Origin of the sequence: Kluyvera sichuanensis (genome assembly GCF_040930405.1) — a bacterium.
Taxonomy (GTDB): Bacteria; Pseudomonadota; Gammaproteobacteria; order Enterobacterales; family Enterobacteriaceae; genus Kluyvera; species Kluyvera sichuanensis.
The window spans coordinates 1655605-1673584 of the sequence record NZ_CP162271.1; the positions used below are offsets into that span (position 1 = coordinate 1655605).

A 17980-nucleotide genomic window follows, 5' to 3' on the forward strand; every position below is an offset into this window, starting at 1 on the left:
CCGCTCCTTAGTTAAAATCGACCACGATATAGGCCTGCGCATGGAACACTCCCTGCTGTGGCTTCTTGCCGGTGGCGCTAATGGGCGAGACGGTAAACGGCACCGTCGCAACGTAGTCCCGCAGCTGGAACGGGATGGTGCCGGTGTTGGGCACGATCACGTTGCCAAGAATATCGGTGAACTGCACCGCAATATCGCTGTTGTCTGTGGCGATCGCCGTCGGCTCATTCACGTCCGTCTGCCCCTGAAATCGGAAGCTCAGGCTCGCCATTTCGCTCACCCCGCCCGAGCACTTCACCGGCACCTGTCGGCTCACCGGGGTGAAGCCCGCAGGCTTTTGTCCTTTGGTTTTGAAGTTCCCCGAGGAGAGCGTGCCGAAGTCGATGGTAATCACCTGGTTGCCGTTCACTTCGCAGCTCTGCGGCACGGTGATCGAGCCGCTAAACGAGATGGTATAAACCGGCGTGCCGAACGACCCGCCGCTGCTGCGGTTGATATAGACGTTGAACAGCCGCGTCTGCGGGATGGTGACGTTACCGACAAAGGGTTTGGCAATTTTTATCTGCAGCGTGATGTTGGAGTCCGACACCGGGAAGTTGCAGCCGTTAGATACACAGCCGTCCGTCCCCATTTTGGCATAGTTGGCCGGCGCGTAAACGTCACCGGCAACCGCATCGGTCACCCGCAGCGCGCCTTCAAGGTAATCGTTGAGCTGAAGGTATTTCCAGCTTCCGGACGTTTCCACTACCGGGTAGTTCGAGACGTAGGAACGATAGGTGTAGTTGTTTCTGTTAGAGACCACCTTCGGGCACTTCGCATTCATATGAATATCGCCAGAGCGCACGACCTGCGTGGTTTTTCCGGCCACGTTGGTATCCGCCGTCAGCGCGGTTGTCACATCAAAGTTTTCGTTCTGCGTCGACCCGGTGGCATTGGAACAGCTGTCCGACGAACCGGCAAACGCCGTGCTGGCCGCGCTCAACAACAGTAAACTAAATAGCATTTTTATTAATATTTTCATGAATTTTCCGCAGCGTTAATGACAGATTTCCGCCACCCGATTAAAGGTGGTCATTTGGTCGGCCGAGAGCTGGTAGGCCACTGAGCAGCGTTTGTCGTCCCCTTCCCCCCACTGCACCACCAGCGTGCCGGACGGCGGCAGGCCGGAGAGATAAACCTGTCCATCATCGCCGACCAGGCTGCTCTGCTGGCTGTCGTTGACCGTCACCGTAGAACCAAACGGCACCGGTTTATTCAGATGGTTGAGGGTCATCAGCACGCGGGCGCCGATATGGGCGTTAAACTCCGCACGCACCATCGCCCCTTGCGTGGGCACCACATTGACCACCGCATCGTCGATATCGACGTTTTGCCCCATTGAGTTGGTGTCCAGCGCCACGCGGTTCTGACGATAGGTGGTGGCATACGGCACTACCGCGTAACCACGCCAGTCGGTTTTAACCCCGGTGGTGTTCTCCAGCGCCACGCCCGCCGCCCCTGGCGCTTTCACCAGAATATTGGTGTCGCCCAGCGGTTGGCTCAGGGTGACGCCGTTGCGGTGGACCACAACGCCGCCGCTCATGCCGTAGTTACGCTGGTGATAGCCGTCGCTGTAGTTGTAACCGGCCTTCAGGTTGCCGTAAGTGCCTTGATAGCTGAGGCTGGCGTTGCCACTGTCGCCGGTGCCATGGTTGCCGTAGCTCTCCTGCACGTTGTAGTTCAGGTTGTTATCTGCCAGCAGCGTGCCGTTGACCCCGGCGGTCTGTGAGGTTTTGCCGTGGCGGTCGGTACTCATGTTGTACGAGGCGTTAAGCGTGTTCGCCGCATGGTAGACGTCGGCGTTACCGCGCCCGGCGAGCCATTCGCCAATCGGCAGCGAGACGTTAAAGGCATAAACCTGGTCAGCCTCGCGCTCTCCCGGCGAGCGGTCGTAGTTCCACGTCAGGCCGAAAGAGATAGTGTTCCAGTTGCCGTTATAGCCAATCTGGATAAGCTTGTCGGTTTCATCGGTATGCCAATAACTCTGCTCGGAGCCGGTGATAAACAGCGAACCGTTGTCGCCCACCGACTGCGAAACGTTGATCTGCACTTTGCCTTTTTTGGTGTAGTAGAGGTTGTAGAAATCGGTCCACTGCGGCTTATCCTGCTTACCGTCGTGGTCATCATCCTGAAAACCGTCTTCACCGGTATAGCCGTCCATATGCTGGTAGGTGGTTTCATCAAGGGTGTAAAAACCCTGCGTCGAATAGCGATAGCCCAGCAGCTGGAAGTTGGTACCGAGCGAGTTCAGCGCTTTAGCATACAGAAAACGCACGGACTGCCCTTCATGCTGGCTACCGTCCACCAGCGTACTGTTAGCCTGGGTAATATCGGTGGATACCGCCCCAAGGTCGCCCATATTGAGCCCAATACCCAGCGCAAACGCCCGATAATCCGCCGATGCCTGACTGCCGCCGTAGGCGGTAAATCCCCTCGGCAACCCCCAGATAAGCGTCCCCTGTGCAAAGTCCACTTCGTCCTGCTGATCGTTGCCGCTGCGGTATTTCCCGGCGGTCAGCGCGTACTTGAGTCGCCCTTCACGCTGGAGCAGCGGCACCGCTGAATAGGGTACCGTGTAGCTATTTTCGCTGCCGTCCGTCTCCTGCACCGTCACCTGCAAATCGCCGCTTGATGAAGTGGGATAGAGATCCTTAATAGCAAACGCCCCCGGCGACACGTAGGTCTGGTAGATGACGTAGCCGTTCTGTTTGATGGTGACTTTGGCGTTGCTGCGGGCAATACCACGCACGGTCGGCGCAAAGCCTTTGAGGCTGTCGGGCAGCATATTGTCATCGGAGGCGATTTGCGCGCCGCGAAAGCCCAGCGAATCAAATACATCCGACGGCGTGTAGCTTTCACCTAACGTTAACTCCGACTTTAACGGGACGATCGTCCGTTCGACGTAGGTGCTGATGTGCTGCCATTCGTTCTGCGTGCTGCCTTCGCCGTGGCTGTAGTTCCAGGTGGAGTAGTCGCGCAGACGCCAGGCCCCGAGGTTCAAACCGCTTTGTAAGTTCAGGTAATAGCTGTCCTGGCTGCGGGTGCCGCCGCTGTTACTGCCGGAAAAGTCATAGTTCAGGGTCATGGCGTTAATCCCCTGATCCCACTGCTCCGGCGGAATATAGCCGCGCGCGCTCTGCTTCATCCCGGCCTGTGGAATGCTGATATCGAGCTTCTGGTGTTCAAAATCAAAACGGGTGCTGCCGTCAGGAATGGCGTCAAACGGGACGCACTGGTCGGCAGGCAGCGCTTTGAGCGCCGGGAAGGCGTTCGGGTTAAGCCCCATTGCTTCAAGACGCGTCAGGGTAAAGCACGGCGACAGTCCGGTATCATCCTGACTTTTCTTATCCGCTTTAAAATCGACATCTTCGCTGGAAATAAACTGTTGGTTGAGATAAATATCAACCCGATATTTCCCCGGAGCCTGTCCATTGCTATTTTCAAAACGCGACAGGTCCGCTACCGCTGAATTATCACCGGCAAGAAATGCGGGGTTAAAATAGTTATCCGCGCAGGCCGTGTAGGGAATAGCGCTCAGCGCCGCCGGCAAAATAACGGTAAAGCCGTACTTTGGGTAACGCAAAGCCCGTGCGATTGCCTGAGCGGCATAGCAGTTACGAAGTGTCATTATTTCGCCGACCTGTCCCGCGGGTTATTCCATAATCGCATGTTGTTTCGGCGTATTCGCGCCGTAATCATTCACCGTCTGGAAAGTGATCTCACCGTGTGCGGTTGACGGCACGGCGAGGCTGTTCTGCCCTAATGGTGGAACCATCGTGGCCGGAAGCGCGGCGGTGCCTTCAGTCAGCTCCACCAGGGTCACGTAGTACGGCGTGGGGTTTTTAATCGTCAACTGCGAGCCTGCCTGATGAAAACGCAGTTGTGCTGGCGCATCGGCGGACGGCATCGTCAGCCCTTTCGGGCGTACAAACAGTTTGATGCGGTTGAGAACGGCAATTTGCAGCGTATTTTTATTTTGTGCCTCTTTACTGGCGGCCGGAATGGCTTTCACGTTCATCCAGTAAAGACTTTCACGGTCTTTTGGCAACGACGCCTCCTGGCCGATATACATCACCCGCAGGGTATTTTCTTTTTTCGGCTTAATCACAAACAGCGGCGGCGTCACCACAAAATCGCTGCTCTTTTTACTGTCGGCGTTTTCCACCCATGACTGAATTAAAAACACCCCCTGGCTATCGGTATTATTAACCGATAACGAAATCTGCTCGCTTCCCTGAGGATAGATAACCCGCGTTGCGCCAAGCGCAATACCGCCATAGTCGGCCGCCTGGGCAAGCGGCGAGAATAACGGCAGGCTGGCTAACGTCAGCGCCGTCGCCCATAGGCCGGTTCGGGAAAAAATAGACATGAGTTACCTTTTAATTAAATACGCCCGCCGCGGCGGAATCGTTACATGTAGGTCAACGTGAACCAGGTTTGTGCATCCGCTTCGCCAGGCGAAACGTTCTCGGCAGTTGCCCGATATTTGGCGACAAAGTTCAGTACATTGGTGTCATCTTTCAGCGTGGTAAAAAGCTGCGGTGCCGTATTGGGGATAATCACATTGCCGCTGCTATCAAAGATGCCGATGCCCACATGGGCCGCACTGCCCGCTCCGCTGGTCACCGCCAGCACCGTAGGATCCTTCGCGTCGGTGACGCCGTTAAACGCCACGCCAACCTGTTGGCTGATGGCGGTGTCACACTCCTTAAGCACGATGGTAAACGGCTGCGGGCTGCCCCAGCTGCCGGTGCCGCCAAACAGGCTGGAGCGTACCTGCCCCATGTCCACCGTCTGCGCATCGCTATTGGTATCCACCGCGCAGGCCGCTTCCACCACTGCGCCGGTGAAGTGCACGTCGCCACCTGGAACGGTGACCACGTGGTGATTGCCGGCCCAGGCCAGCGGCATCAGGCCGTTCAGCAGCAGCGCCAGGCCCGGTTGCGATAGCTTCATCCCGACTCCTCTTCACAAATTTGCCGTCCGTGGCGTTAGCCATCCCTGAAACGTTACTGGTAGGTAACGTTGAAGGTCGCCGTTGCGTCGACGTTACCGGCGGTCAACGTGCTTGCAGTGGTGATGTAGTCTGCAGAGAAGCTCATGACGTTATCGCCGTCGATAAGGGTGGCGGCTTTCGATTCTTTGCCCAGATCCAGCGCGGTGCCGTCGGTGTCATAAATTTGCACGCCAACGCCCTGTGCGCCGCCCGCACCGGCCATGTTGTCCAGGACGCCTGCGTTGTCTTTCGCCGCCGCGCCGTTAAAGGTCACGGTTGCCTCGGTAGACACCTGGGTGTCGCAGTCGGTCAGCGTGATGCTGAACGGGGTTTTCTGGTTTGCCGCCGTGCCGACCGTCGGTTGCTCACCGAAGGCCGCCAGGCGAACCTGCCCCATATCCACGGTTTTGTTGACCGAGTCTTGTGCGACGGCACAGGCCGCGTTCACCACCGAACCGGTAAAATGAACGGAACCACCGGATACGGTATTTGGGCCGGTCGCATCGCTGGAGCCCCCCATTGCCATTGCCGAACCACCCACCATCATTAATGCCAGCGTCAGTCCTTTAACCGTTAAATTTTTCATTTTCATTGCCTTTGGGTTGTCAAAATTAATATTTCCCTGATGTTTAAGACAAAATAGGGGAACGTTCCCATTTAATAAATTAAATAGTCTGCAAAGTTATTATTGAACTGGGCAATTTTTCTCGCAGCAATCGCTATAAATAATATTTTGTCGTCAGATCGTCCGAACCTGATGGCGCAGATTATCCACAATGCCAATATTGTTTTACAACGTCGTTTTTATCCGATAGTGGACAGTTATTTTTCGAAGAATGAGTGCTTCACTTGAAAGCACTGATATAACCGATTGTTTAAAATGGATATTAACACCACTGCACTATGTTAATTTTGTGTATTAATACCACATAGGGAGTATTTCACCAGGAGGGTTAAATAGCATTTCAGCGGTAGATAATATTTATTAATTTATAGCAGAATACACACCAAATCGTGACTAAATAAGCGTAAATAAACATGCACTTTTCATTTATAAAAATGTCAGCAGGTTCTTCATCGCAAAAGATATTTTTACTTGAAGGTGGCTTACTAATTTAGTCAGGTACTATCTCTGATGGACAAAAAGATGACCATCAGAGATGCGTAGCGCGCCTCTGCTTCGGATGGGAGAAAAGGCGATGATGAGATATCACTTAAAAATAGCTAATGGTTACTTCCCGCAGTTCTGGGTGGGCTGATAACGTTCTCTGACTCACCGTGCCATAGGTCTGCATAATCGGTGCATTTCCCGCGGCAGGAAGGGTGATCTGATGGAGCTGGTTTTTTCCATCGCGATAGCAGTTCACCTGCATGATTTGTGCCTGGGGAACCACATTACAGCCGCCTTCAACAATCTTGCCGACAAAGTGAATTTTACCTGAGGAAGTACCCGTTTGCGCCAAAAGCGGGGATGATAAGGTTAAGGCGGCAAGCGCCAGGCAGACTACATGAATGGTTTTCATCTTCAGACCTCACATCCTGTGAGCAACGATCGGTATCGCGAGTGCCTCGCCATACCTCCTTCTACGGCCTGATTCGCCAGCGTACCAGCGGAAAAGGTTAGTCTACTGACTCTAGCGTCAGTGACGTTTTTCAGGCATCCCTCATTCTTCGTATTCACCGCTTATTTCAGCCGAATCCGCGATCGTCATCAGATTATTTTTAAGATTAACCTTAGCCCAAAAAGGCAATAAAACGGCCGTTCTGCGGATATTACGCATTGCCAGCCCGGACCAATATGTTAGGGTAAAGTTATTAATGTTAACTTTATGGAGAATATAACCGTCTCACCTGCCTTTATTTCCACCTTTTATCCAAGCGGGAATAACCTGTCATTTCTGGCTTAACACGCGAAAATAATAAGGTCATGATTATGCAAACCACCACAAAAAGCGTCCTTACGCTGGCAGCACTCTTTACCTCATCTACCCTATTTGCCGCCGACCTGCCCGGTAAGGGCGTGACCGTGCACCCGGTGCAAAGCCCCCTACCGGAAGAGACGTTTCAAACCGAGATAATCAACCGCGCGCTGACGCAGCTCGGCTATACCGTCGCGCCTATCGAAGAGGTGGAGTACAACGTCGCTTACACCTCCATTGCCGCCGGGGATGCCACCTACATGGCGGTGAACTGGATGCCGCTGCAGCAGGATATGTACCACGCCAGCGGCGGTGATAAAAAGTTCTACCGTCAGGGCACCTATATTAGCGGCGCAGCGCAGGGCTATTTGATCGATAAAAAAACCGCCGATAAATACCATATTACCGATATTTCACAGCTGAAAGATCCTAAGCTCGCGCAGCTATTTGATGCCAACGGTGACGGCAAAGCGGATTTAGCGGGCTGTAACCCCGGCTGGGTGTGCGGCTCGGTGATTGATACCCAGATTAAAGCCTACGGCCTTGATAAGACGGTGACGCAAAATCAGGGCAACTATTCGGCGATTATTGCCGACACCCTCTCCCGCTATAAGGCGGGCAAACCGGTGCTCTACTGGACCTGGACGCCTTACTGGGTCAGCGACGAGCTCAAACCCGGCAAAGATGTGGTGTGGCTGACCGTGCCGTTCTCGGCGAATCCGGGCACGCTTAAGGATTTGAATACCGAATTGCCGAACGGCAAGAATTACGGCTTTGCGGTAAACAACGAGTACATCGTCGCCAATAAAGAATGGGCGGCGAAGAACCCGGCGGCGGCGAAGCTGTTTGCGGTGGCGAAACTGCCGCTGGCGGACGTGAACGCCCAGAACCAGCTGATGCATACCGGGAAATCAACGCCGGAGGATATTCAGAGCCACGTCGACGGGTGGATTAAGGCTCACCAGCAGACGTTTGATGGCTGGATAAAAGAGGCGCTGGCGGCGAAGTAAGACGCAGTCCCGGGGTCGTACATTCGCTCGCCCGGGCTTGTATGATTACCTCGTCAGAAAGAACCGGCCAGTTCTCTCTGATGGCGGTCCGGATGCCGTGCCCGGGCTTAGGCTTTCACGCCTGTACCGTAGATATTCTGCACCGGTCCGCCGTTCTTTCTCATGTGACAAACCGGACAGTATCATGGACCGGTTTTTACCGGTAATCCGCATTCGCAAGGTGGGTTTCACTATGGAATATGAACTGTACTTCATCGGCATTGATGTCGCTAAAACTAAACTTGATGTTGATATCCTTCGCCCTGATGGCCGCCATCTCTGTAAAAAGTTTGCCAATACTCCCCCGGGCTATGAGGACCTGGTCCGCTGGCTTCGTAGCCATGAGGTGAGCCATGCTCATGTCTGCATGGAGTCTACCAGCACCTACATGGAAGACGCTGCCGCCCATCTGAGCGATGCCGGGTATACCGTCTCCATCATCAACCCTTCCCTGAGCGCTGCCTTTGCCCGCAGTGAAGGGCTGCGCAACAAAACCGACAAAGTGGACGCTCGTATGCTGGCTCACTTCTGCCGGGAGAAAAAGCCGCCAGCATGGGAAGCGCCGCACCCGACAGAGCGGGCCCTGAAAGCGCTGGTGCTACGACATCAGTCGCTGACAGAGATGCAGACTCAGGAGAAAAACCGCCAGGAAACTGCACCGGAAGTACAGCTGGAGAGCATTGATGTTCTCCTGCAGTGTCTGGGAGCAGAGCTGAGGCGCATTGAAAAACAGATAAAAGACCTGACGGACAACGACCCCGATATGAAACAACGGCGGAAGCTGCTGAGCAGTATCCCGGGGATAGGAGAGAAAACCGCCGCGGTGCTGCTGGCGTACACGGGACTGAAGCTGAGGTTCGCCACTGCGCGGCAGTTCGCAGCGTATGCAGGACTGACGCCGAAGCAGCATGAGTCGGGGAGCAGCGTGATGCGAACAAGCAGGATGAGCAAAGCAGGACCGGTTCATCTGCGCGGAGCATTATATATGCCGGCGATGTCAGCGTTGTATCACACGGCATGGGGAAAAGCGTTCAGGGAAAGGCTGGAAGGTAACGGGAAGCGACCGAAAGTGATAATAGGTGCAATGATGCGTAAGCTGGCGCAGGTGGCCTATGGGGTATTAAAGTCAGGAAAAACGTTCGATGCGTTGCAGCATGGGATGCCTGTAGTATAAAGGCGGACGGGGAAGTGATAACAGCGCCAGAAGGCGCTGTTAAAGTTATGCCTGCAATCCGGGAAGCAACGGTGAAAAGGAGTTGCTGCCGCTCACAGTATCTACGAACGATTGTAGCCCGGTCAAGCGCAGCGCCGCCGGGGTGGCACCGCGCCTCAAATCACTCCATCACCCGCGCACGCTTAATGCGGCTCTCTTCGCTGGTCTCAGCGGACGCCACCAGCGCAAAGTTAAAGCTCACTTCGGTATGCGGTTGGTTGATATTACGTTCCTGAGAAAGCGCTTCATCGGTGATTTTCACCGGGTCTGCAATCAGCTCTTCACGGGTGGCGAAGGCAAAATCGTCCCACAGGTAAGCATCGCCGTTGAGGTTGATTTGCGTGGTCAGATGCTTGTAACCCGGCGCGGAAACAAAGAAGTGCACGTGGGCAGGACGATTACCGTGACGGCCTAACTGATCCAGCAGCTTCTGGGTTGGGCCATCCGGCGGGCAGCCGTAGCCGCAAGGTACGATACTCTGCACCGCGTAGCGCCCGTCAGCGCCAGTTTCCACACGGCGGCGCAGGTGGTATTCGCTTTGCGACTGGTCGAAGAACGAATAGCCGCCCAGGGTGTTGGCATGCCAGATATCGACAATCGCACCCGGTACCGGATTACCTTCAAGGTCGGTCACCTGTCCGTGCAGCCACATCGGCTCGCCCTGCTCGCTGCCGTCGTCCATGCGGGCAAACTGCTTGCTCAGCGGTGCGCCCGCGACGTACAGCGGCCCTTCGATGGTGCGCGGTGTGCCCACGTCGTTACCGGCGGCGACCTCTTTTTCATCGGCGCGGATATCCAGATAGTGCTCCAGCCCTAACCCAGCCGCCAGCAGCGCCGCTTCTTTGCGCTCGCCCAGTTCGTTCAGGTAGTTCACCGCCAGCCAGAACTCTTCGTCGGTGATATCAAATTTGCGGATAGTCTGGCACAGGTCGCTCAGCACCTGATGCATGATCGCCTTAAAGCGCTCATTGCCCTGCTCGGCGTTCAGGCCGCTGCTGATGGCCAGTAAGGATTCCAGTTCGGTCTGTTTTGCGGGATTAACGGACATTGCGTATTCCTCTTCGTAGGGTAAGGTTTGTTGTTTTAATCAATGGCCGACGGGTGTCGGCATAACGGCTGCACGCTGATCTCCATATACGGATAGAGCGGCAGCGCGGTTAAGAGGTCGTGAAGCTGCTGGTTATCGGCCACGTCAAAAATGCTGACGTTGGCGTACAGCCCGGCGACGCGCCAGATATGCAGCCATTTCCCCTCGCGCTGAAGCTGCTGGGAGTAGGCTTTCTCTTTGGCCTTGATCTCGTCGGCCTCGGCTTTTGGCAGCGTCGACGGGATATTGACGGTCATTTCAACTTTGAACAGCATCGGGATGTCCTTTTAGTGGCGCGCGTAATAACGCAGTTTGTCGAGGTCAATCTCCACGCCCAGCCCCGGCCCCTGCGGCAGCGCAGCCTGCCCCTGGCGGAAGTCGAGTGGGGTAACCACGATGTCATCTTTCAGCAGCAGCGGGCCGAACATCTCGGTGCCCCACTGCATCCGTACGGTGGACCAGGCGTGAAGCGAGGCTACCGTGCCGAGCGAGCCTTCCAGCATGGTGCCGCCGTACAGCGCCACGCCCGCCGCCTGTGCGACGTGCGCCAGCTTCAGCGCCTGCGCCGGGCCGCCTGCTTTGGCAATCTTCAGCGCATAGGCGCCGCTAAAGCCGCCGTGCGCCAGCGCGTAGCCGTCATGGCTGGTTGCCACCGCCTCATCGGCGAGAATGGGAATCTCAAAGCGCTGGCTGAGGGCAATCAGCCCCTGCCGATCCCACAGCGGGGTTGGCTGCTCAACAAGGTCAATGCCGCCGTCCTGTAGTTGTCGCATCCCGTTGACGGCGGTGGTGAAATCCCACGCCTGGTTAACGTCAACGCGAACGCTGACCTCCGGCCCCAGCGCCGTTTTAATCGCCAGCGCGTGGCGAATATCGGTTTTTAGCTCCCGGGCACCAATTTTCAGCTTGAAGGTGTCGTGCCGCCCTTCCGCCAGCAGCCGTTTGCCTTCGTCGATGTCTTTGTCGGTGTCGCCGCTCGCCAGCGTCCACAGCACCGGCAGACGGTCGGTTATCGCCCCGCCAAGCAGCGCGCTCACCGGCAGCCCCAGCAGCTTGCCCTGGGCATCCAGGAACGCAGTTTCCAGCGCTGATTTGGCAAAGGTATTGCCCTTCACGCTGGCGTTCATTTTGTCCGCCAGTGCCGCCACGCCGCTGAAGGTCTGGCCGCATAGCAGCGGCGACAGGTAGGTTTCAATGGCCGATCTGATGGCCTCCGGGCTTTCCGCACCGTAGCTCAGCCCGCCGATAGTGGTGGCCTCCCCCCAGCCGACCACACCCTGGGCGCACTGCATGCGCACGATGGTCAGGGTCTGACAGCCCATGGTGGCCATCGACAGCTTGTGTGGGCGAATGGTGGGAATATCCACCAGCCAGCAGGTCAGTGATTCAATCGTTAACATCCGTTGCTCCAGCCTTTGTAGAGTGTGTTGGGGTTGACGGCAGGCTTCGCAGGGCAATCCACGCCAGCAGCGCATAGCCGATCAACAGTAAGGAAACCGGCCAGGAGGCGTCGAACGCCATCAGCAGCGCCACCGCCAGCATCGGGCCGAGGCCGCCGGAGAAGATCGATCCCACTTCGTGGCCCAGCGCCAGCCCGGAGTAGCGCACGCGCACCGGGAAGAGGTCGCTCATGATGCACGGCTGGGTGCCGATCATCGCGCCATGGCACACCGGCAGGCCGAGGAACATCGCCAGCATTACCGCGCCGTAGTTGCCGGTGGAGAGCAGCCAGAAGAACGGGAACGCCATCACCAGCAGGCCAATCACACCGATGTAGTAAACGGGTTTCAGGCCAATCTTGTCCGACAGCGCGCCCCAAAACAGGATCGAGAAGAATTCAATCAGCATCGCCAGCGTCACCGCGCTGATGATCTCCCCGGTGCCGATGCCAATGTGCTTGGCGTAGACCACCGAGAAGGTGAAGAAAATATAGGACGCCCCGTTTTCCGGCAGCCGCAGCGCAATCGCCTGCAGCAGCGCTTTCGGGTGCTCACGCACCAGCACCAACAGCGGGATCTTTTCGTGCTTGTCTTCCGGCTTCGCCTGGATGAAGGCTTTGCTCTCGCGAATGTTTTTGCGGATATAGACGCCCACCAGGAAGATGACGATGCTCAGCAAGAACGGCACGCGCCAGCCCCAGCTCAGAAAATCGCGCTCTGGCAGCTGTTGGACGAGGTAAAAAGCGAAGGCCGAGAGTACAAATCCACCGGAGACGCCCATCTGGCTCCACGCGGTATAGAAACCGCGACGGGCCGCCGGGGCATTTTCGCTCAGCATCAGCACGCCACCGCCCCACTCGCCGCCGGAAGCCACGCCCTGTAAGAGACGCAGGATGATCAGCGACAGCGGTGCCCAAATGCCTATCTGCGCGTAGGTTGGCAGCAGTCCGATAATAAAGGTCGTCGCCCCCATCAGCGTCAGGGTCATAATAAGCGTCATCTTGCGGCTATAGCGGTCGCCGATATGGCCGAACAGAATGCCGCCGAGCGGGCGCGCCAGAAAGCCGACCGCAAAGCCGGAAAACGCCAGCAGCGTTCCCTGCAGCGGGTCACCGCCTACCGGGAAGAACAGCGGGCCAAACACCAGCGCCGCAGCGGTGCCGTAGAGAAAGAAGTCATACCATTCCAGCGCATTACCCAGTACCGACGCGATCACCAGCTTGCGCATCTGCTGCGCGTCCTGGCGGACGGTTGTTGATGTGACGGCAGTTTCAGAAACGACATTGCTCATCCGGCATTCCCCTTTTGTCTTTAGGCTTCCACGTCGCAGCCAACCGTGTGGTAGCGGCGGTTGAAATAGACCAGCCCGCGCGACTGCTCGCTGATGCGAATCGCCTGCACCCGGCAGTAAAAGACCGAGTGGCTGCCCACTTCGTGACAGTCATCGATCAAGCAGTCAAAGCTCGCTACCGCCGAACTGAGTACCGGTGCGCCGCTGGCCATCACCTGCCAGCTGTCGTGGCAGAAACGCTCTTCAGAGCGCAGGCTGGCGTTGGCAAAAATGCCGGACAGCGTCTGGTGGTCGCTCGACAGCACGTTGACGCACAGCGCGCCGTTTTGCTTGAAGTGCGCGTGGGCAAAAGAGTTGCGGTTCATGCACACCAGCAGCGTTGGCGGCTGGTCGGTCACGCTACAGACGGCAGAGGCGGTAAAGCCAAATTTGCCCGCCGGGCCGTCGGTGGTGATCACCGATACCGCGCTACCCAACTGCGCCATGGCGTTACGAAACTCGGTTTGCAGAGTCATAGAGAAGATCCTCAAAGATCGATTATCAGACGGGCGCTTTTCGCCCGGGAGCAACACAGCAGGATCTGATCGCCATCGGCCTTCTCTTCGTCGGTCAGATAGTGGTCACGATGATCCGGCTCACCTTCCAGCACGTCGGTCAGGCAACTGCCGCAGATCCCCTGTTTGCAGGAGACGCAGACCTTCAGCCCCGCCAGCGCCAGCGCTTCAACGATGGTCTGGTTTGCCGCCACCTGAACGGTGATGCCGCTGGCGACTGCCACCACTTCAAACGGCTGGCCACCGGTGTCCACCTCGGCGCTAAAGCACTCCTGGTGGATCTGCTCCGGCGCATAGCCCTGCGCGGTGGCCTGCTCGCTCACCGCATCCATCAGCCGCGTTGGGCCGCAGACGTAGACATGGGTGCCAGCAGGCACGTCGCACAGCACCGCATCAAGGTTGATTCGCTGTTCATCGCTGAAGTGCAGATGCACCTGCGGGGCGTAAGACGACGCCGTCAACTGGGCGACAAACGCGGCCTGGGCGCGGCTTCGCGCACAGTAATGCAGGCTGAAAGAACGCCCGGCCGCCAGCAGCTCTGCCGCCATCGCCAGCATCGGCGTAATACCGATACCGCCGCCAATAAGCAGGCTGTGGCTGGCCTTTTCATCCAGCGCAAACAGGTTGCGCGGCTCGCTGACCTGAATCTCATCGCCTTCCTGTAGCCGGTGAACGGCAAGTGAGCCGCCTTTGGACTGGCTGTCTTTCAGCACGCCAAGCTGGTAGTGGTGGCGCTCGCACGGGTCGCCGCACAGCGAGTACGGGCGCACCAGATCGTCGCCCAGATGCAAGTCGATATGCGCCCCGGCGGTGAACGCGGGCAGCGCCGCACCGTCGGCCTGAGCCAGCGTCAGCAGCACTACCTCGCCCTGTAGCTCGCGGCGGATAACCTGTAATGTCAGCATTGATGCCTCCTTAACGCATAAACAGCCCGCCGTTAATGTCCCAGGTGGCCCCGGTGACAAACGACGAGGTTTGGGAAGCCAGCAACGCGACGGCCTGTGCGACAAACGCCGCGTCGCCAAGTTCACCCACCGGGATCATCTGTAACAGGCCAGGCATCTTCTCTTCCGGCACCAGCGCGTGCACCGTCGGCAGGTCCATCGGCCCCGGCGCGATGGCGTTGACCGTCACGCCGGATTTCGCCAGCTCACGGGCAAAGACTTTAGTCAGCGTCAGGATGCCGCCTTTTGACGCCGCATAGTGCGCCCCGGAAGCGGTGCCGCCGTTCTGCCCGGCGAGCGATGCGAGGTTGATGATGCGACCATAGCCGCGGCGGGCGAAGTAGCGCCCCATCGTCTGGCAGCCGACAAAGGTGCCGCGCAGGTTGGTGGAAATCACCTGGTCAAACTCTTCGGCGCTAATCTCCATCACCGGGGTGGCGAGCGTCAGCGCGGCGTTATTGACCAGCACCTGCAGGCTGCCAAAGCGTTCGATGGTCGCCGTCAGCGCCTGGTCGAAGGCTTCCGGCTGGCGAATATCCAGCCCCAGCGCTAGCACTTTGCCTTCGCCGTTATCCAGTTTTGCTGCGGCATCGGCGGCACGGGCAGCGTCAACGTCGGTCAGCACCACCTGAAAACCTTCGGCCAGCAGGTGGGTGGCAATGACGTTGCCGAGGCCGGAGGCGGCCCCGGTGACTAATACGGTTTGCGTCATAAACGGTTCCTTACAGGATGTAGCCGATGCTGTGCAGCACATCGTCGCTGTTGACCAGGCGAATCACTTTCTGCGTGATCCGCCAGCCGCCTTCCTGCGGCTGCAGGCGCCAGGTAATGTCGGCGGCGTAGTGGCGGCTGTGGCCCTTGCGGTGCTCCCACAGCGACTGCGCGCCGCGCACCACCACTTCGTTTTCGTTCGCTTCCAGCAGGCGGAAGCGCGACAGCGTGCGCAGCGTTCTGGCGCGCGGGGTGGTGGAAATAGACTCGCCGCTATAAAGACGCTTCACGCGCTTGGCGCGCATCTCGTGATCGTCGCAGGCGTAGTTGAGCGTGTTTTTAAAGTCGGTTTCGGTCGGGTCGATCGGCACCACGTACAGGCCGTCGTGCTGCCAGAGCTCCAGCCAGGCATCGAATTCACCCTGATCCAGCAGGTCGCCTTCGAGGTTGATAATTGCGATGGCGTTAAACAGTACAGATTCAGCGGTCGTCATTTATTCCATCTCCGTCATCAATTTTTTCCACTGCTGGTAGGCCGCACGCATGCCGGTTTCAGCGCTGACGTCGCTGCGCAGGCCGTCATCGGTGCGGTATTCTCCGGCCAGGCCGCGGTTGAGCATGATCCACAGATCGTCTCCGGCGGTGGCCCCGCGCTGGACGCGCTCCCACGCTTCCGAGTCATCCGGCGTGCCGAAGCCCATCGGCCCCTGGAAGTGTTCGTGCAGACGCAGACGCGCCTGGTTAGCGATTTCCGGGCCGCCGTCCATGGTGATCACCGCGTGGTGAATTTCGGTTTCGTTCACCGACACCGGCTGCAAGACGCGGAAGAAGGCCATCGAGCAGGCAATATTCGGGAAGATATTGAGGTTGAAGCCGGAGCCACCGACCGCGCGGACGATACGCCGCACCTGATCTTCGTCGTGATCCGCTCGCAGTGCGTCGGCAAGATCTGTAAAGCGCTCGGGGATCGGCGCATCAAGATTGGCTTCCAGATCTACCAGTTCCGGGATCATCACCATCACGCTATGGCCGTTGCCGAGATCTTCGACATAGCCGCTGCCGTCAACAAAGTTGAGCATCTCTTCGGTCTGCTTATCGACCGAGCTTAAGAACGAGCGGTGCACCACCGGGAAGTGGTAGCCGTCGGTGGTGTTTTCGAGCTGAATTTTCCAGTTGCCGGGGAAGCGGAAACGGTGCGCCGGGCCGGTTTTGATCGGGTAGCCCGCGCCCTGCTTCATAAACAGATCCATCCACTTTTTCGCCGCACCGAGGAAATCTTCCAGCGGTTCAATATGATCGTTGAAGGTGGCGAAGATCATGCCCGCATACTGTTCGGTGCGCAGGGAGACCAGCCCCAGTTCGCCCTTTTCTAACTGGTCGGCATAGCTTTCCGGGTGCGGCACGCCGCGCAGGCTGCCGTCGAGCGCGTAGCCCCAGCCGTGGTATGGGCAGACAAAGCTGTTGGTTTTGCCGCTGCGGTGTTCGCAAACGGTAGCCGCGCGGTGGCGGCAGCGGTTCAGCAGCGTGTGGACGGTACCTTTACGGCCCCGCACCACAATCACCGGCTGGGTGCCGATTTCAGTGGTTTTAAAGCTGCCGGTCTCCGGGATTTCACTGGCGTGCGCTACCCAAACCCAGGTTTTGCCGAACACGCGGTCCAGTTCCAGATTGAACAGCGCTTCGGAGGTGTACAGCGAGGTGTGTACACGGTCGTGCTGTACCAACGAGGCAATCTCTTCGCGGCTCGGCGCGTTCGGCATCGTGGTATCGATATTCTTCACATTAATCAGGTGATCACACTGCATGTCCATTCTCCTGCACGTCTTCGACGGTCTGATTTTGGTCCGGCACCGGGAGGGTATCCTCGGCGTGCCAGTGGCTTACGGGTCGGCTAAACAGGTTGCGGGTGGAGAAATGGTGCATCACCATCTCCCCCGCTTCGCGCCGGAAAGTGACGTTTAATTCGGCGGCATTGAGGTGCGCGCCGCCCGCGCTGAACGCCGAGGTTTGCAGCATCAGCCAGCGGCCCTGTACGTCGCCACCGGGTGCTGTCGTCAACGCCTCTGAGCAGAGAAAGTGCGCGTTCATGGCGAAGTGCGCGGGCTGGCGGACGTAGCCCGCCATCATCGCGATAATCGCCGCGCGTCCCTGATGACGCCCCAGGCGCGTAGCGTAGGGTTCACCCACGCCTTCCCAACAAGCATCGACGGAGAACAGCGCGCCAATGGCCTGCACCGTATCGAGTGAATCCAGCCTGTCGCATAGGTGCATATAGTTGCTGATGCACACCCGCGCGGCCTGCTGGTCTTCAAGCTGCTGGAGGCGCAGCGCATCCTGAGAGGTCATCATCTGCTCCCTTAGCCCTGGATAATCAGCTCGCGACCGACGCGGGCTTCGATTTTGCAGTACTTCCACAGCTTGCTGCCGCTGTCGCCGACCGGGGTGGTGCGGAACAGGTTGCAGACTGCCGCGACGTTTTCCAGCGCCTGCGCGTCTGCCAGCACGTAGGTGGTCCACGGTGCGGTGGTAGACGGGCCGACCATCAGTTGGTCATCGTCCATGTTGCCGATAACCGTGATCCCCGGGGTCTCTTCCATCCCTTTCATCATCACGCCAAAGGCGGCCCATACCTGTTTGGCTTCAGCCGCGCTGGCATCGAAAAAATTCTGGTTCACGCCGATGCAAAACAGCACGCGCAGTTTGGTTGATTGGCTCATTGGTTGCTCCTTAGGTTAAAA

At 57.7% G+C, this 17980-nt stretch carries 19 protein-coding genes; 2 read left to right on the forward strand and 17 right to left on the reverse strand.

All coding sequences use genetic code 11. From position 1 onward, the window contains the following. Positions 1-7 precede the first annotated feature (7 nt). From AB2B48_RS08240 to AB2B48_RS08265, 6 genes are all read right to left on the reverse strand, one after another. Positions 8-1021 (reverse strand): fimbrial protein, encoded by a 1014-nt coding sequence (locus tag AB2B48_RS08240; RefSeq protein WP_368301511.1) that lies wholly within the window; start codon positions 1019-1021, stop codon positions 8-10. 15 nt (positions 1022-1036) lie between these two features. Next, complete coding sequence (locus AB2B48_RS08245) at positions 1037-3667, reverse strand: fimbrial biogenesis usher protein (protein WP_368301512.1); 2631 nt, start codon at positions 3665-3667, stop codon at positions 1037-1039. Between the two features lie 24 nt (positions 3668-3691). Then, positions 3692-4408 (reverse strand): fimbria/pilus periplasmic chaperone, encoded by a 717-nt coding sequence (locus AB2B48_RS08250; RefSeq protein ID WP_368301513.1) that lies wholly within the window; start codon positions 4406-4408, stop codon positions 3692-3694. 41 nt (positions 4409-4449) lie between these two features. Next, positions 4450-4995 (reverse strand): fimbrial protein, encoded by a 546-nt coding sequence (locus AB2B48_RS08255; RefSeq protein ID WP_368301514.1) that lies wholly within the window; start codon positions 4993-4995, stop codon positions 4450-4452. A gap of 53 nt (positions 4996-5048) precedes the next feature. Continuing rightward, positions 5049-5627: a fimbrial protein gene (locus tag AB2B48_RS08260; RefSeq protein WP_368301515.1), complete on the reverse strand. Its 579-nt coding sequence runs from the start codon at positions 5625-5627 to the stop codon at positions 5049-5051. Between the two features lie 622 nt (positions 5628-6249). Beyond that, positions 6250-6558, reverse strand: coding sequence for a hypothetical protein (locus tag AB2B48_RS08265; RefSeq protein WP_185667707.1), 309 nt, complete (start codon positions 6556-6558; stop codon positions 6250-6252). A gap of 410 nt (positions 6559-6968) precedes the next feature. Between AB2B48_RS08265 and proX the strand changes: the two genes are divergently transcribed. Beyond that, positions 6969-7964, forward strand: a complete 996-nt coding sequence (proX, locus tag AB2B48_RS08270; RefSeq protein WP_185667706.1) for a glycine betaine/L-proline ABC transporter substrate-binding protein ProX — start codon at positions 6969-6971, stop codon at positions 7962-7964. Between the two features lie 232 nt (positions 7965-8196). Continuing rightward, positions 8197-9177 (forward strand): IS110 family transposase, encoded by a 981-nt coding sequence (locus AB2B48_RS08275; RefSeq protein ID WP_368301891.1) that lies wholly within the window; start codon positions 8197-8199, stop codon positions 9175-9177. Between the two features lie 160 nt (positions 9178-9337). Here the strand turns inward: AB2B48_RS08275 and catA are convergent, their stop codons facing one another. From catA to AB2B48_RS08330, 11 genes are read right to left on the reverse strand one after another with little or no spacing between them, the layout of a single operon-like run. After that, positions 9338-10264, reverse strand: a complete 927-nt coding sequence (gene catA / locus AB2B48_RS08280; protein WP_368301516.1) for a catechol 1,2-dioxygenase — start codon at positions 10262-10264, stop codon at positions 9338-9340. A gap of 35 nt (positions 10265-10299) precedes the next feature. Then, positions 10300-10578 carry a muconolactone Delta-isomerase gene (catC, locus tag AB2B48_RS08285; protein WP_220438876.1) on the reverse strand — a complete coding sequence of 93 codons (279 nt, stop codon included), beginning with the start codon at positions 10576-10578 and terminating at the stop codon, positions 10300-10302. A 12-nt stretch (positions 10579-10590) separates the two neighbouring features. Beyond that, the gene (locus AB2B48_RS08290) at positions 10591-11703 is read right to left on the reverse strand and encodes a muconate/chloromuconate family cycloisomerase (RefSeq protein WP_368301517.1); all 1113 of its coding nucleotides are present in this window, start codon (positions 11701-11703) and stop codon (positions 10591-10593) included. Then, positions 11690-13033: an MFS transporter gene (locus AB2B48_RS08295; protein WP_368301518.1), complete on the reverse strand. Its 1344-nt coding sequence runs from the start codon at positions 13031-13033 to the stop codon at positions 11690-11692. Before AB2B48_RS08295 ends, AB2B48_RS08290 begins: the two co-directional genes overlap by 14 nt. Before the next feature lie 20 nt (positions 13034-13053). After that, complete coding sequence (locus tag AB2B48_RS08300) at positions 13054-13548, reverse strand: flavin reductase (RefSeq protein ID WP_368301519.1); 495 nt, start codon at positions 13546-13548, stop codon at positions 13054-13056. An 11-nt stretch (positions 13549-13559) separates the two neighbouring features. Further along, entirely contained in the window at positions 13560-14492 is a 933-nt protein-coding gene (locus tag AB2B48_RS08305; protein ID WP_368301520.1) for a PDR/VanB family oxidoreductase, read from the reverse strand. Positions 14493-14502: 10 nt separating this feature from the next. Then, a complete protein-coding gene (locus tag AB2B48_RS08310) occupies positions 14503-15243 on the reverse strand; it encodes an SDR family NAD(P)-dependent oxidoreductase (RefSeq protein WP_368301521.1) in 741 nt (246 codons plus the stop codon). Positions 15244-15253: 10 nt separating this feature from the next. Next, positions 15254-15736, reverse strand: coding sequence for an aromatic-ring-hydroxylating dioxygenase subunit beta (locus tag AB2B48_RS08315; RefSeq protein ID WP_368301522.1), 483 nt, complete (start codon positions 15734-15736; stop codon positions 15254-15256). Then, on the reverse strand, positions 15737-17047 hold the full coding sequence (locus AB2B48_RS08320; RefSeq protein WP_368301523.1) for an aromatic ring-hydroxylating oxygenase subunit alpha: 1311 nt from the start codon (positions 17045-17047) through the stop codon (positions 15737-15739). Continuing rightward, entirely contained in the window at positions 17037-17591 is a 555-nt protein-coding gene (locus AB2B48_RS08325) for a nuclear transport factor 2 family protein (RefSeq protein ID WP_368301524.1), read from the reverse strand. The genes AB2B48_RS08320 and AB2B48_RS08325 overlap by 11 nt, the downstream gene beginning before the upstream one ends. Positions 17592-17599: 8 nt before the next feature. Beyond that, positions 17600-17959 carry an IacB protein gene (locus AB2B48_RS08330; protein WP_220438866.1) on the reverse strand — a complete coding sequence of 120 codons (360 nt, stop codon included), beginning with the start codon at positions 17957-17959 and terminating at the stop codon, positions 17600-17602. Between the last annotated feature and the right edge of the window lie 21 nt (positions 17960-17980).